This window comes from Methanosarcina siciliae T4/M, from assembly GCF_000970085.1.
GTDB lineage: Archaea > Halobacteriota > Methanosarcinia > Methanosarcinales > Methanosarcinaceae > Methanosarcina > Methanosarcina siciliae.
In genome coordinates this window covers 3,504,756-3,518,676 of record NZ_CP009506.1, presented here as the reverse complement: position 1 = coordinate 3,518,676, position 13,921 = coordinate 3,504,756, and the positions used below count along the sequence as shown (strand labels likewise).

Here is a 13,921-nt window from a genome sequence, read left to right as displayed (position 1 = left end):
TAATTCTGGTTAGATCACGAGACAGAAAATCAAATATACTTGAACAGGTCGTCCCTTTTCATTTCATGCAGCCTGTCCCGGAGGAGGCCCTTTAAGGCTTTCAACTCTCCTTTTTTGGCGCTTATCGGAGCAATGATATGCTTCCAGTTCTGCCAGGGTGGCTCAAGTCCGAGGCGCACCGCGACTTCATCAAGGAGTTCGTCATGCTCGTCTGCTTTTACTTTATCCATCTTGTTTGCAGCAACAATTGTGTCAATCCCTATTTCCCTCAGAAAATCAAACATTTCAACGTCGATAGGGATCTGATCCCTTGAGTCCCAGCGGTCTACAATTTCAGGGAAGGAAGGTCCGTCTATTACAAGAACCCCTATTTTGATCCTTTCGGCGTTGTCCTCAATATAATGTACGGTTTTATCTTTCACTATATCCTGTTTCCGGTCCTTTACCCCGCTCATGAAACCGAAACCCGGCATATCCGTAATGAGAAAGTCGGAGACCAGGACGTGAGTTGGGCGTAATGTGACACCAGGGCGTTTTCCTACCTTCACTTTTGCCCCGAAGAGCTCCTTTAGAAGGGAGGATTTGCCCACATTTGAACGCCCGACAAAGATCATTTCGAGATTTATACCGCTTTCAGATACAGTTTTACTTGTTTCCATTGTATTTTACCTCATTTGCTTCCCCAAGCTTTTTATCAAAAGCTCTGAGGAAAGCCTCAAGGGAATTTTCAGGAATACGCGCTCCTGCTGCAACAGGATGTCCTCCGCCGCTCCCTCCAAACTTAGGAGCAATTGAGCGAAGGAGACGGTTTATGTCAGCCTTACCCCGGGAACGAATGCTCAGGTCGTAAACACCCTTTTTCTCCCGGTATTCGGCTGCAATTCCCACTTCCCTTTTGCCATAGGAGGCTGCATAGATCGCTGCCTTTGAGATGGAGTTATTCGTATTTACAATATACGCACTGTTTTTCAGGACTTCCACATTTTCTTTAACAAAAAGCCTGATTTTCTCTTCGTTAATTGCAGCTTCCCTGGCAAGCTCGAGCAGATCGGGAATATTTGAAGGAATTACATCTTTTGAGAGGGGTTCAAGCAGGATTCTCTTGAAATCATAGTCTTTCCCCTTATGAAGTATTGCCTGTATCAGAGTCCCGGCCTGAAAAAATAGGCTCCTTTTATCCCAATCTCTTACCCAGCTTCTTACACAGGGTGTATTGTCACAGAAGTCGCCTATAGCTCCGTAGATTGCCACTCTCCTCATTTCCTGGCTCAGGATCTCTTCAAATACCCTGTAAGTGAGTTCAGAGGCGCATACCCCCGTATCGTGAAAAAACCAGTTCTCTTTTCCGCACCCTTCCGGCAGCGGATGGTGATCAATGTAATACAGGTTGCATTCTTCCGCTAATTTATTGAGTGCAGAGTAGAGTTCAGAACAGCGCTTTTCCTCTATAGCAATATCGCAGATTATAAGATTCTCAACGTCTTCAATGAGATCTAACTTGTCCAGAAGACTGACAGGACTTGTGAAATAGACATATGCTTCCGGATAGGCACTTTTTGCAATTGCTCCCGAACATATCCCGTCAGAGTCACCATGAGTCAGGATCAAGGTTTTCGCTTTAAGCTGGTTCTGGGGTTCTTTCATGTTTCGATTCCTTTTACTTCTGTTAGATGGTATATTTCGCGCTCCTTTATAAGGCACCTGATTTTCTATTTTATTCAACGGTTTTATGGAAGTTCTACGTTCTGATTGTTAATTTTATCTTTTTTATCCTAATGAGCAGGCAGTACAATCATTGCTGATCTATTCCGGAATCCCAAAGGAAATATTCCAGTTCTCTTTCCCTGCGCCGAACTTATTCCGGGCCAGCCGTCAACCAATGAAAAATAACCTGTAAACCAACACGCGATTAAGAGAAATAATAAGCTGAATAAATGTCCCCTCGTTCAAGGGAACACTTCCCGGAACCCTGAAAACCGTCTTTCAATACGGGAAAAAATTAAGGAAAGAAGATACTGGAATTTAGCAGTACGGAAGTGAAGTAACCGGGCGAAAAAGGATAGTTAAGAAGATAAAGGACTCTAAAGGACTCCCGGAAAAACCGGGAAAATTCGGACTCTTATTTAACTTTTTAAGCCTTTCAGACCCGTCTCCTTCTCAGAAGCCCCGTACCCGCCAGAATTCCCGTTACAGCAAGCAGGGAACTGAATCCTGGAGTGTCTCCATAATCTTCTTCAGTCTCACCTGTACTCACCTGGCTCGAATCCTCTTTTTCCTGGTTGGATGCGGTTGAACTTTCCGTTTGTGAACTGCTTCCTTCAAGGGTAATTGTTGTTCCCACATTAACTACGGAAGTCCCTGAGTAGACCTCTCCTGAATATTTGTCGAGATCGAAGAAACTTGCTTTGCAGGCAGGAATCTCAATCTCCCCTTCTTTGTTCATCTGAAGGACGTAAGTGATGGTCTTTGAGCCACCGCCACTTCCGAGAACCTGGCTGAAGCTTGTTTCTCCGCTTATAAGTTTAGCTTCGGAAGGTACGGTATCGGTTACTTTTACACTTGCGTCAACATTTCCATTGTTCTTTGCAGTAACCTTTACAGTCAGTTTGTCTCCAGGATTTAACTGCTTTTTATCAACGGTTTTCGTGATTTCAATATGGGGCCCGTAAATTTTTGTCTTTTCCGAATTCTCGGATTCCACTTTTTTGCTTTCCCCGTTTGCAAGGGTGAAGGTAGCTACGGTTTTCGGGAAGGTAAATTCTCCGGGTTTTTCCGGAATGAGGGTGTATTCAAAAACATCTTCAGCTTTTTCTCCGGCTTTTAGAGAAAACGTCTTTTCAAGTGTTGTATCCTTCTGGAGATGCATGTTGGAAACGATCGAATCTTTAAGGACGATATCATTTATATCGCAGAGCCCTCCGTTCCGAACATTGACTGAAACATATACCGTTTCTCCCATATGGCGTTCTTTTGTAGTACTCTTTGTAATAATAAGGTCCCATTTTTTTTCGATTTTTATTGTTTTGGAACCCGAATGTTCATATTTGTTATCCTTAATGTCCTCACATGTAGTTTTTGCGATTATTTTGAAATCTGTATCTTCCCAGGGAGTAGGCGTTTTCAGTGTGAGAGTAATAGGCTCAACAGTCTCATCTTTAAGAATTTTTGTGTATGTATACTTCGTTTTTCCACTGAGCACTTCCAGTCCGGCTGTATCAACAGTCAACGCAACGTTTTCAGCCTTAGCATCTCCGTCATTTTTAACCGTTATCGACACATCGATTCTGCCATCCCCCGTAGATTTAGAGTCGTATGTATCTTTTTCGGTGTCAACATCTATGTCAAAATTCGGTTTCCCTCTAATAAGAATATCCAGTTCGGCATAAGGATTCCAGTTTCCGGTCTTGAACTCTTTTCCGTTCTTTTTGATGACTTCATAGTTTGGATCCACTTTCTGGACATAAACCTTTATCTCGTCGTCATATTCAAATTCCATCCCTGCCGTTAAAGGAGCAGCCTTTAATTTTTCCCCGTCCTTTGAAATCGAAACGAAGACCATCTTATCTTCGTTGAAATCCTCTGCTTTTATTTCGTAACCGTCTACGGTTATCGTATCTCCCCAATAAAGTTTTGCATCATTCTTTTTCTCCACCCACTCCACTTCATCCGTCGCAAGAGCAACCATCGAGAACGTAGAGAAAACAAAAACGGCAAGCAATACAATCAAAGCAATCCTTTTAGTCATGGTTACCTTCCTTAACTTTGATGCTGATTACATCGGATCCGGACAACGGAAACGTACATTTTTAGCCTGTGTAGATTTGCGGTTTAACCAATATTTTTTAATTATCGATTTTTGTATATATTTAAAAAGTAATTGTCAAACGGTCTTACTATATTTATATGTATCATGGATTTTGCCCCCAGCAAATTCCACTTAAAATAATTGCTATATGGCTTATATTTTTCCGATGATAACTAAATGGATGTGAATTTTAGATTTTTATCTTTTTGAAATATCTTGCATATATCTCTATAAAATATCTTCATATATTGTATTTTAATTTTTGGCAATGATCTGGAATATTTTGTTGAAAGGGACCAGCTTCTTAAGAATGGAACCTTTGTTCTGTTGAAAAGTTTTAATTCATGGATGAAATTCGAACTCAGGGCTGGGATTAAATGCCATAAACACTTAATTTGAATCCTGATAACCTGATATTTGATTCTGACTGCCTAAATTTTGACTGGTAAAACTATCGATTTCAAATTTTTCCGGTTTCCGGAGGTTTTTCAATGGAACTTAAAAAAATTATACAGATCCTTGAAGAGATAGCTCCACCCGAGCTTGCTGATGATTTTGATAAAGGTCGAATTGGTTTGATCCTTGGGCTTGAGGGTGACGTGAAAAAGATAGCAGTTGCTCTGGATGCCAACTCTTACGTACTTAAAAAAGCCGCGGAAATGAAAGCAGACATGCTGATCACTCATCATACCCTCATTTTTCATCCTGTAAACATTATTTCGAAATATCTGGCAGATTCCCTCAGAATTGCTCTTGAAAATGGCATATCCCTCTACAGCATGCACACCAATTACGATAGAGCTGAAGGGGGAATTAACGACGTCCTTGCAGCCCGCCTGAGGCTCAAAAATATAAGGAGTACGGAAATTGGCAGGATGGGAGAAATCGAACCCTGTTCTTCAGCTGAACTGGCAACCCATGTTTCGGACTGCCTTCAGACCCCTGTTATGTATGCCGGGGAAAAGGAAGAAATCCGTAAGGTAATGGTTATAGGGGGTAGCGGCTTTCGAAACGAATATCTCGAACTCGCAAGGAAAAACTTGGTTGATGCAGTTATATCATCCGAACTTAAGCATGACATTCTCCGGGCATACGAAGATCTCTGCCTGATAGACGCAAGCCATTATGCAACGGAAAATCCGGGTATGGAAGCCCTATGTCCCAGGCTTCGGAACCTTACTGGAATTGAGGTTGAGTTCATCGACCAGCCTTCCGGCTTAAGGGCGGTTAACTACGGGCCAAAAAACGAAGAAAAAGAACCCTGCAACCAGGAAGAAACCGAAAAAGATTCCTTTGAGTTAATGCTAGAAGAACAGTCGAGAAACCAGATACGTTCGGATTATCGGCGTAGTCTTGGTAATGAATATGGTAGAAGATACATTGAATAATCTTCTCCAACAAGTACTACTTAACCGATATTTCCAGAAAAATGGTCTAATTCACATTTTTAAATTTATGGACATTTTGGTGAGTCCTGATTACTCAGTTGATCTACCCCGGTGGCCGGGGATAGGAGCTTTCAGTTTTCTTTCCCTCTGCCGCATCGGATCTGAGCCGGCCCGCCAGCCAGTAAAAAGTGCCCGATAAAACGACACCCAAATTAAGAAAAACTTCTGGCTTCTGACTCTATTGTATCCAGATATTTTTCAAGATGCTTTTTTAAAACTTCCGTTTCTTTTGATTCAGGTAAGGAGGATATGATTGACTCCAGATAACCGTACTCTTTAAGGAGAGTAAAAGTTACAGGAAAATTGAGGTCAAAAATCCAGCTCAGGCGAAGAAGTTTAATGTCGTTTCTGTTTTTCATGTCCTCAATTCTCGCCATCCGGTTATTCAGGATCTCTGATACCATGGGTTCCGAATACCCTTTTGTATCAGGCAGATATAGTTCAAGTGCCGGGTTACGACATTTTTCCTCTTCTGCATACCCTTCACTGGCAAGCCTCAGGATATCAATCTTATCCGCGTCCCTTATCAGCCGGCAGAAAAAATGAAGTTTGTCGGAGAGGGCCACATCTCCCGGAATTTCCATCAGGTTGTGATATTCTACAGCTTTCAGGATTAGCCTTATTTCATTTCCGGGAAGACGAGTCAGAATTCCTTCTTTATTCAGAATTTTCACACCCAGAACCGCATGATTTTCCGATTCGGAATCGTTAAAAGTGTTATATTTAGTGAACTGCTCAAAACGACCAAGGTCATGGAACAGAGCTATTGTTTCGGCAAGAATGCATTCCTTTTCGCTTATTTTCTCAGATTTTGCAATTAAAAGGATATTTTCACAAACTCTGCGAGTGTGTTCGATCTTTAGCTCAATATTTTCCCGGATGAAAGAGTCGGAGGAAAAGAATCTGTTAACATACTCGAAAAACCATTCCCGAAAATAATCCAGATCTTCCTTCTGCATGCTTCTGCAATAAGAAATGTTGAGGTATATACTTTATGCATATCTTGCAAATTTTGTACTGAAAAGGTTTTTGCGTTTTAAATAATAATATTTATTACTCCAAACAATAGTAAGAGAATTTAATCCCCTTTAAGATATAAACCTTGCAATTTACCGGAACCTAACACTATCTGTAAACACCATGAATATCCGCTATAAATTCAACATTTTCCTGTGAATTTAACAGTTAACCGGAAATTAAACATCCAAAAAAACACGGAAATTAGATGGGTTTATCAGCCCTAAAAAATAGTGACAACTAATAATTCTCACATTTAACCTGACACTTCCTTTTTAAACTGCATAAATTATATAAGGAAGGGATTCCTAGAATTAAGTAAGTATCTACTGAGAAATTATAGGGATGAGGATCGATTTGAACTGGACAAACTATCTATTGGATAATCAAAAAAAATTATATAGTCACATTCATCCCTGAATGTTCTTATTTACGTCATTCAGGAAACTATAAGAGTAACCTTAAAGGATACTGATAGACTGCTTATGAAAATTTACCACAGGAACTCATTAGAATAAATCGGGGTATTTAATGAGCTCAATTAAAAAAATTTACCTGATTGCTTGTTTCTTCATTCTCCTGGCTTGTAGTTTATCTGCCAGCGAAGGTTTTTTACATGTAGCAGGAGCAATGGAGGATCAGCAGAATACTGTAGGGGATGGCGAGCCTGTTTCTCCTCCCTCACTTGAAGAGGTACTTGCGCAGCGTCCTGTTTCTGTAGAAGGCCTGTTAAATAAAGGCAATAATCTCTATTCTCTTAAAGAATACGAGCTTTCTATTGAATGTTTTGACGACGCACTTGAAATGGATTCGAATTCTTCAATGGCATGGTATGGAAAGGGTTGTGCTCTGACATCGCTCGAAAGATACGAAGAAGCTATTGACTGCTATGATAGAGCTCTTGAAAACTTCCCGGCTTCTTCCTGGGGTTGGTATCAAAGAGGCAATGAATATCTTCAGACACAAAATTATGTAGAGGCTCTCAATTGTTATGAGAAAAGTTTTGCTACGGACAGCTATCTTTCCAGAGTCTGGTTCCAGAAAGCCCTTGCCTCTGAGAAACTCGGTCTGGAACAGGAGGCATTAGCTTCTTATGATAGTTCAATTGACCTGGGCTCCAACGCGTCCAAAAATCAGAAAATGCAAGGAAAAGCTTACGCCGGGCTTGAAAACTACGAAGAAGCAATGAAGTGTTTTGACGAAGCACTTAACATTACTCCTGACGATTTTGAACTCTGGACTCAGAAAGGAATAATGTATGATATGTCCGGAGATTATGAAGCTGCAATACAATGTTACGACAAAGCAATTTCCCTCAATCCTGACCTTACGGAGGCCTGGTATAATAAAGGCGTAGACCTTGAGGGGATGGAGATGTATCAGGATGCCCTGACCTGTTACGAATTTGTCCTCCTTTCAGAGCCTGAAAACCTCAGTGCCTTGCAGAAGAAAGGTTTCTGTCTCGAGCAGCTTGGTAGAAACGAAGAGGCCCTGCAGTGCTATGAAGAGATTCTCATTTACAGTCCTGATAACGCTGATGCATGGTACAGTAAAGGTTCCGTGCTTAATGCGATGGGAGATTACGACGCTGCAATAACATGCTATGACAGAGCCCTTAATCCGGATGCAGGAATTGAGGTGGAGGAGGTTGGAGATGCTCTTCTCGAAGAGTTTAATGCTTATGATTCTTCACTTCCCGGGTATTCTGAAGTTCCCGAGTTTAAATCTTCTGCAGTTAAAATCTGGTACGACAAAGGACTGGCTTTTGATAAACTCGAAAACTACGAATCTGCTCTTGAATGTTATGATAGTGTACTGGAGACAGAATCAGGACACGCAATGGTCTGGTACAGGAAAGGCCAGGACCTTGACAGACTTAACAGGTATGAAGAAGCTGCTGACTGCTATGATAAAGCCCTGAAACTGGACTCCGGATATGCGAAAGTCTGGTATAGGAAAGGATACGATTTTTCAAAACTTGGGCAATACAAAGATGCCGCAAAAAATTTTGATAAAGCTGTAAACCTTGATGAAAACTATACACTTGCATGGTACGGCAAAGCTTTTGCCCTGGCAAAAACAGGAGACTATGAAGAGGCTCTTGTATGCTATGAAAAAGTTCTTGCCGCAGCCCCTGATAGTGCTGAAATCTGGTACAACAAGGGTCTTCTTCTTGACCAGCTGGAAAGGTATCAGGAAGCTTCAGACTGCTACAGTCAGGCTCTCCGGATAAATCCCGGGTATTCTATTGCCCGTTTCAGATTGAACAAGGATACGGAAGAGTTGTATGGGGATTCAACTCCCAATTCATCTGAGGGGAAAGACCCAGAAGTCAGCCCTAAAAATGCAATTTCAGGAGGCTTCTGGTCTTATCTTCTGGGCTACAAATATTCAAGTTCTGAAGAGAGCTCGGACTTTTCAGAGTACTTTGATGACCTGAGTCCGGAATTCAGTTACGATGCAGCCTGGTACGGCAAAGCTTCAACATACAGCAAACTTGAGATGTACGAGGATGCCCTGTATGCTTACGATACGGCTCTTTCGATTAACCCCTTACGCACCGAAGCCTGGTATGAGAAAGGCTCTGCCCTTGACAAACTCGGAAGAAGCGAGGAAGCTCTGGAGTGTTACAAAAAAGCTCTCGATCTTGACCCTCAGTCGAGCAATGCCTGGTATGGGATGGCTTCTATCTCGAATACTCTTGGAAGATCGGAAGAAGCGGTTGCTTACTACGACCAGTTACTTGCTGTCAACTCCAGTGATCCTGAAGCCCTACAGGGAAAATCTCAAGCCCTTGTAAATCTTGGCAGGTACGAGGAAGCAGTTGCCTGTTTCAACCCTCTTCTCAAACTTGAGCCGGAAAACATAGAGGCCTTGGATGGCCGAGCTTTTGCTCTGAGAAGATCCGGAAAGCAGGAAGAGGCCCTTGAAGACTACAACAGAATCCTGCAACTTGACCCTTCCAATTCAAAGGTAATGGCTGAGAAAGCCTCTTTGTTTGAAGAACTCGGGAGGTATGAAGAAGCTGCTTCAACTTATGGGGAGATTCTCCTGATGACGCCTGAGAACAGAGAGATAATGTACCGACAGGGCAAGGCTCTGGAAGCGATGGGAGATTTCGAAGCCGCAATCGCCTGTTATGATCAGATTCTTGCGCTTGACCCGAAAAATATCGATGCGATAAATAACAAGGGTTTTGCTTACGCTAAAATGGAGAGATATCAGGAAGCAATTGCCAGCTACGACAAAGCCATTGAGTATGCTCCAGACAATGCTGCAGCCTGGTACTTCAAAGGATGCGCTAATTTCGCTATAAGTAGCAACATTGCTGCCGTTGAATGCTTTGATAAAGTGGTGCAATTAAAACCAGACTGCATAACGGCATGGTACAATAAAGGGTATCTATACAATGTAATGGGAGAGGTTAATGAGTCGATCAATTCTTATGATAGTGCTCTTGCAATCAACCCCAATGAACCGTCTGTCCTTTATAACAAGCGTTTTGCGCACTACCGCATAAAAGAATACGAGGACGCTTCGGCATGTAAGACAAAGCTTGATGCTATCGACCCTGGCTTTGTTCCATCTCTTCAGAACAGGGGAACTCGCATCTTTATCCCCGAAACATACAGAAGTGACCTTAACTATTCTCTGCCTGTAAGATGGTACGAAGGAGAAGGAAACTATTCTGAAAATGCCAGCATAAACAACATAACCGAAGCTCCTCAGCAGTTAACCAATACCTCCTCCGGAGAGGGACGTGGGAACACTGCCGAAACTAATGAAACAGGATACTGGTACGTTCCAGAACCTGAAGACAACCAGAAAAATACAACAGACGTTGAAAACTGGTATGTTCCGGAGCCTGATGAGGTTTAAAAGAGTTAAATTAGCTGAAAAGAAGAATTACTGGTATGCCATTAAGGTTTCAGGCATACCGGCAGACTTTTTTGAAGGAAAACGATAGAAACCCTTCCTTAAAACCGATTATTTTACCGTTCTTTTTTCTTTTTTGTACCTCTTAATTATCTTTTGATCACTAACTAAGACCCTCTATATCTTCTAGAATACTGGCTAAATAAAGCTTGGATAATTATTTAAAACAGATAACGATGTCGATTAAAATCGCAATTTTTTTAACAATTGACTGAGTACACCAAAGTAGTACAAAAAAAGTAGTACAAAAAAAGTAGTACAAAAAAAGTAGTACAAAAAAAGTAGTATAAATAATACTAAAAAAGGATAGAGGCGCTTTTGAATTGTACCGTCAATCTGAGTTTATTAACCTCGAAAATTATCTGTTAGAAAAGAAATACCTTAAAAATAATAGCTGTGAACAATCTCTCAATGCTCATACATTTATCGGCACAGTCGGGTTAAAGAAACACAGGTTTAAGAGTGTTTCCCTTTTTTTAATAAATGCTTTTGATGAAAAAACCCTTAAAAGAATGAGCAAAGTTTTCATCCTTCTCTCTATAACTATGGCTCTGGGCACTGCAATAAACTTCCTGAAAACTGAAACACCTGACTTGTTGTATGTTCTGGGCATAACGACATCTATGGTTCCACTCATTTTCTCTTTATTCATACAGCATGTACTGGAATACCACCGGGATACTTTTTGCAGAAAGTGTGGCAAGAAGCTTGCCTGCGAAGAAGTAGGCGAGCCGGTTTTGAAGGAAACGAGCGATCGTGGAGACTACACCCTGACGGTCACAAGACACTGGAAGTGCAGGTACTGCGGGAACATTGATACAAGGGAAGGGCCTGGGGATATATTTATAAATAAAGGGGAAATGAAGCCTATAATTCATCTGAAAAGTATTGAGTGTAAAAAATGCGGTGGAATAGGAACGGTTAAAGAATTCAAGATACCCGATATAAAAGAAATTGGAAATAAGCGAGTAATCAGAAGATATTATAAGTGTACTATATGCGGACATGAGAACATAAGTGAAAGTGAAGAAGCAATTAATCGTAGTGTTCCAGCCTTCAGATAATGAAGAATATATCTATTTTAACTTTCATGCAGTAATCAGGCCGTAGTGAAAGAGACTCTATAATAATATTTCTCCACTTTTATCTCATAAGCCCCTTTTTCTTTAAGGAAATCAGTCGTCCGTCTCCATTCTTCAGGATCTGCACTAAAGTACACTCCGGGAGACTCGATAGCTTTCTTCAGCACTGGATATTCATCAAGTTCTTCTTCTGTCACGATAACAAATTCATCAGGTATAAATTCCAGTTTTTCGGCTTCTATAGATTTGGAATACTCGTGGTTGAGAGCTCCGAGGGCAAAGAATGCTGCGGAGATCAGCAAAAGAGGTACAAGAGACACGGCAAATGCCTTAAGGATAAAAACTGAAGACCGTTCCCTTGAAATTAACAGCCCGCCTGCAAAGAGGACTCCATAGATCACGAACATAAGGTATATCGATGTGGGAGGGTGAATCCCGGTCAGAGCGTACCCACTCAGGAAAAAAGTAAATATTCCGATGAAAAAGAAAATCAGATATTTATAATTCATATTTTCTGAATTATTCATAAACATTCCTATTAAGTAGGAATAAACAAAACTATTTAATGATTCTTATATCCTGAAAAGATTGAATAAGAAAAAAGAATAGAATTGGAAAAATTCGGGTTACAAATGGAAAACTGAAAAAATCACAGATATCTGTTCTTATTTCGAATCTACCAAAGTGTTTCTTCTCCAGATTCACAAATAATTTTTTTTCTTCAAGTTTCATTTCCCATTCGTGTCCGAATCTCTTGCATTGTCTAAAATAAGCCCGGAAATCAGAAAAATAAAACCCATAATAAACTGGTAAATTTGCCTCATAAAAAGACCATAAATAAAAAGCAAAAATCCGGACATCATAAATAATATACCCAGAAGATAAATCGGTAGCTCTTCAATTCCGGGATTTAAAAATTTAGTGAAGATATGATTGATAGAGTCCTTTGTAACAGAGTTATTTATAACAGAGTTATTTATAACAGAGTCCTTTGTAACAGAGTTATTTATAACAGAGTCCTTTGTAACAGAGTTATTTGTAACAGAGTCCTTTGTAACAGAGTTATTTGTAACAGATCCCTTTGTAACAGAGTTATTTGTATGTGCATTATTAACATTTGAAATAGCAGTTTCAATATTGTTACTGTGCAAATAAGTGGACTCATTCTCCAGTAAAATACCCCCTATCCAAACTATCTTTTTGGCTTAATTCCTGATGTTAACCTTAATAAATAATATACTCTTTTGTAATTAAAATTTAATGTTGAAATGTTAGTTCACAAAATTCAAAACTGCCAATATGCTCAAAAAAGAATTTTTATATTAATCTTTAAACTCGAAAAAGTGTTTTATAAAAAGGATTTTTACGAATTTTTTGCGAATTTTAGGCATATTAAGGTCCAGACTTAACTTTAAAGTACATATTTCCAGCCTTCTTTTTTCAAGCTCTTCCTGTGTACCTCATAACCAGGCATGAGTCCCCCAACTAGTTTCCAGAACCTGGCTGAATGGTTCTTCTCCTTTACGTGGCAGAGCTCATGCACAACTACATATTCAAGCTGCTCTGGAGGGGCCATCATAAGCTGGAAATTAATCCTGAGCACATTATCAGCAGAACAGCTTCCCCAGCGCCTCTTCTGATGTTTTACCTTAAAAATCGGAGGGGTTATCTTCAGTTTTTCAGAATAAACTTTCAAGAGCCTGTCAACATTTGATTCGGCACAGTCCCGATAAAAATCCCAGACAGCTTTTTTTACAAGTACAGGCCTCAGCAGCTCCTCAGGAACAGCTTCAGGAATAAGGACAATAAGCTCAGCTCCGTTGAGGGAAGCAAGGGGTTTTTTAATTCCTTCCCTAGCCAGGATTTTCAGGGGATACTCTCTCCCCATATAGAGATAAATTTCACCTTCAGTATACCACTTTTCCTGGCATGGAACTCGGTTTGCTTCGAACCAGTCAAGCTTTTCCTGAACCCATCCGGCCTTCCTCTGCAGCATATCCCTTATAACCTCAAAGCTTAGCCCATGAGGAGCGCGGAACTCCACCTTGAGGTCAGGGCAGACTACTATTGAGACTTTTTTCCTTCTTTTACTGTATACGATCTCATAGTCTATTGTTCTGCCGCAAGCTTTGATACTATCGTTTTTTCTCATAGCTGGTTCCTCACTGAGTCCTGAAATTCGTTCAATTTCACATCTAACTTTATCTTTCTAACTTTATCTTTAAACCTGCTTTTACCTTAAGAATTTTACAGCATCAGGTGAAATAGATCGTTTACCTTTAAGTGATTGACCTTTTATGTCAAAAAACGACTTATGGGCTACAAATACTGAGAATTTCGGTTAAAGGGGCCAGCTTATGACAAGTGAAACTACTTTGAGATTTGCCCTTAGGGCTGAATTGCAGAAATTTCTAATTTGTCCCGTTCGGCGAAGGGGAGAAACCTTCTCAAAAATACAAAATCCTCTTCAGAATCTGTTTTTCCTTCTTTTTGCAGGGCCGCCATACAGGCTGGAGGAGGCACTTATATGTACCATAATTAAAAAATTCTTTTCGGGTCTACAGCAACATCTTTCCGATAAGGTAAATGCATTAAACCATCGAATTCGGTCATTCTTTATAACCGGAGATAAA

General features: G+C 40.5%; 10 protein-coding genes. 3 read left to right on the top strand and 7 right to left on the bottom strand.

Translation table 11 applies throughout. The features are described from left to right. Window positions 1-29 precede the first annotated feature (29 nt). From engB to MSSIT_RS14640, 3 genes are all read right to left on the bottom strand, one after another. A complete protein-coding gene (engB, locus tag MSSIT_RS14650) occupies window positions 30-659 on the bottom strand; it encodes a GTP-binding protein EngB (protein WP_048173326.1) in 630 nt (209 codons plus the stop codon). Further along, complete coding sequence (locus MSSIT_RS14645) at window positions 646-1,644, bottom strand: single-stranded-DNA-specific exonuclease RecJ (protein WP_048173324.1); 999 nt, start codon at window positions 1,642-1,644, stop codon at window positions 646-648. The genes engB and MSSIT_RS14645 overlap by 14 nt, the downstream gene beginning before the upstream one ends. 496 nt (window positions 1,645-2,140) lie before the next feature. Continuing rightward, a complete protein-coding gene (locus tag MSSIT_RS14640; protein WP_048173322.1) occupies window positions 2,141-3,745 on the bottom strand; it encodes a BatD family protein in 1,605 nt (534 codons plus the stop codon). 551 nt (window positions 3,746-4,296) lie between these two features. On the opposite strand from MSSIT_RS14640, the gene MSSIT_RS14635 reads away from it, so the two are divergent. Beyond that, on the top strand, window positions 4,297-5,193 hold the full coding sequence (locus tag MSSIT_RS14635) for a Nif3-like dinuclear metal center hexameric protein (RefSeq protein WP_048173321.1): 897 nt from the start codon (window positions 4,297-4,299) through the stop codon (window positions 5,191-5,193). A gap of 212 nt (window positions 5,194-5,405) precedes the next feature. On the opposite strand, the gene MSSIT_RS14630 is transcribed toward MSSIT_RS14635, so the two are convergent. Continuing rightward, a complete protein-coding gene (locus MSSIT_RS14630) occupies window positions 5,406-6,212 on the bottom strand; it encodes an HD domain-containing protein (protein WP_048173319.1) in 807 nt (268 codons plus the stop codon). 589 nt (window positions 6,213-6,801) lie between these two features. Between MSSIT_RS14630 and MSSIT_RS14625 the strand changes: the two genes are divergently transcribed. Both MSSIT_RS14625 and MSSIT_RS14620 read left to right on the top strand, forming a co-directional pair. Next, window positions 6,802-10,149 carry a tetratricopeptide repeat protein gene (locus MSSIT_RS14625; RefSeq protein ID WP_048173317.1) on the top strand — a complete coding sequence of 1,116 codons (3,348 nt, stop codon included), beginning with the start codon at window positions 6,802-6,804 and terminating at the stop codon, window positions 10,147-10,149. 569 nt (window positions 10,150-10,718) lie between these two features. Then, on the top strand, window positions 10,719-11,270 hold the full coding sequence (locus MSSIT_RS14620; RefSeq protein WP_231589851.1) for a hypothetical protein: 552 nt from the start codon (window positions 10,719-10,721) through the stop codon (window positions 11,268-11,270). 35 nt (window positions 11,271-11,305) lie between these two features. Here MSSIT_RS14620 and MSSIT_RS14615 read toward each other — a convergent pair whose 3' ends face one another. The 3 genes from MSSIT_RS14615 to MSSIT_RS14605 form a co-directional block, all read right to left on the bottom strand. Continuing rightward, window positions 11,306-11,797 (bottom strand): hypothetical protein, encoded by a 492-nt coding sequence (locus MSSIT_RS14615; protein WP_231589850.1) that lies wholly within the window; start codon window positions 11,795-11,797, stop codon window positions 11,306-11,308. A 219-nt stretch (window positions 11,798-12,016) separates the two neighbouring features. Then, on the bottom strand, window positions 12,017-12,439 hold the full coding sequence (locus MSSIT_RS14610; protein ID WP_048173313.1) for a hypothetical protein: 423 nt from the start codon (window positions 12,437-12,439) through the stop codon (window positions 12,017-12,019). A gap of 260 nt (window positions 12,440-12,699) precedes the next feature. After that, entirely contained in the window at window positions 12,700-13,440 is a 741-nt protein-coding gene (locus tag MSSIT_RS14605; RefSeq protein WP_048173311.1) for a M48 family metallopeptidase, read from the bottom strand. Window positions 13,441-13,921: the final 481 nt, after the last annotated feature.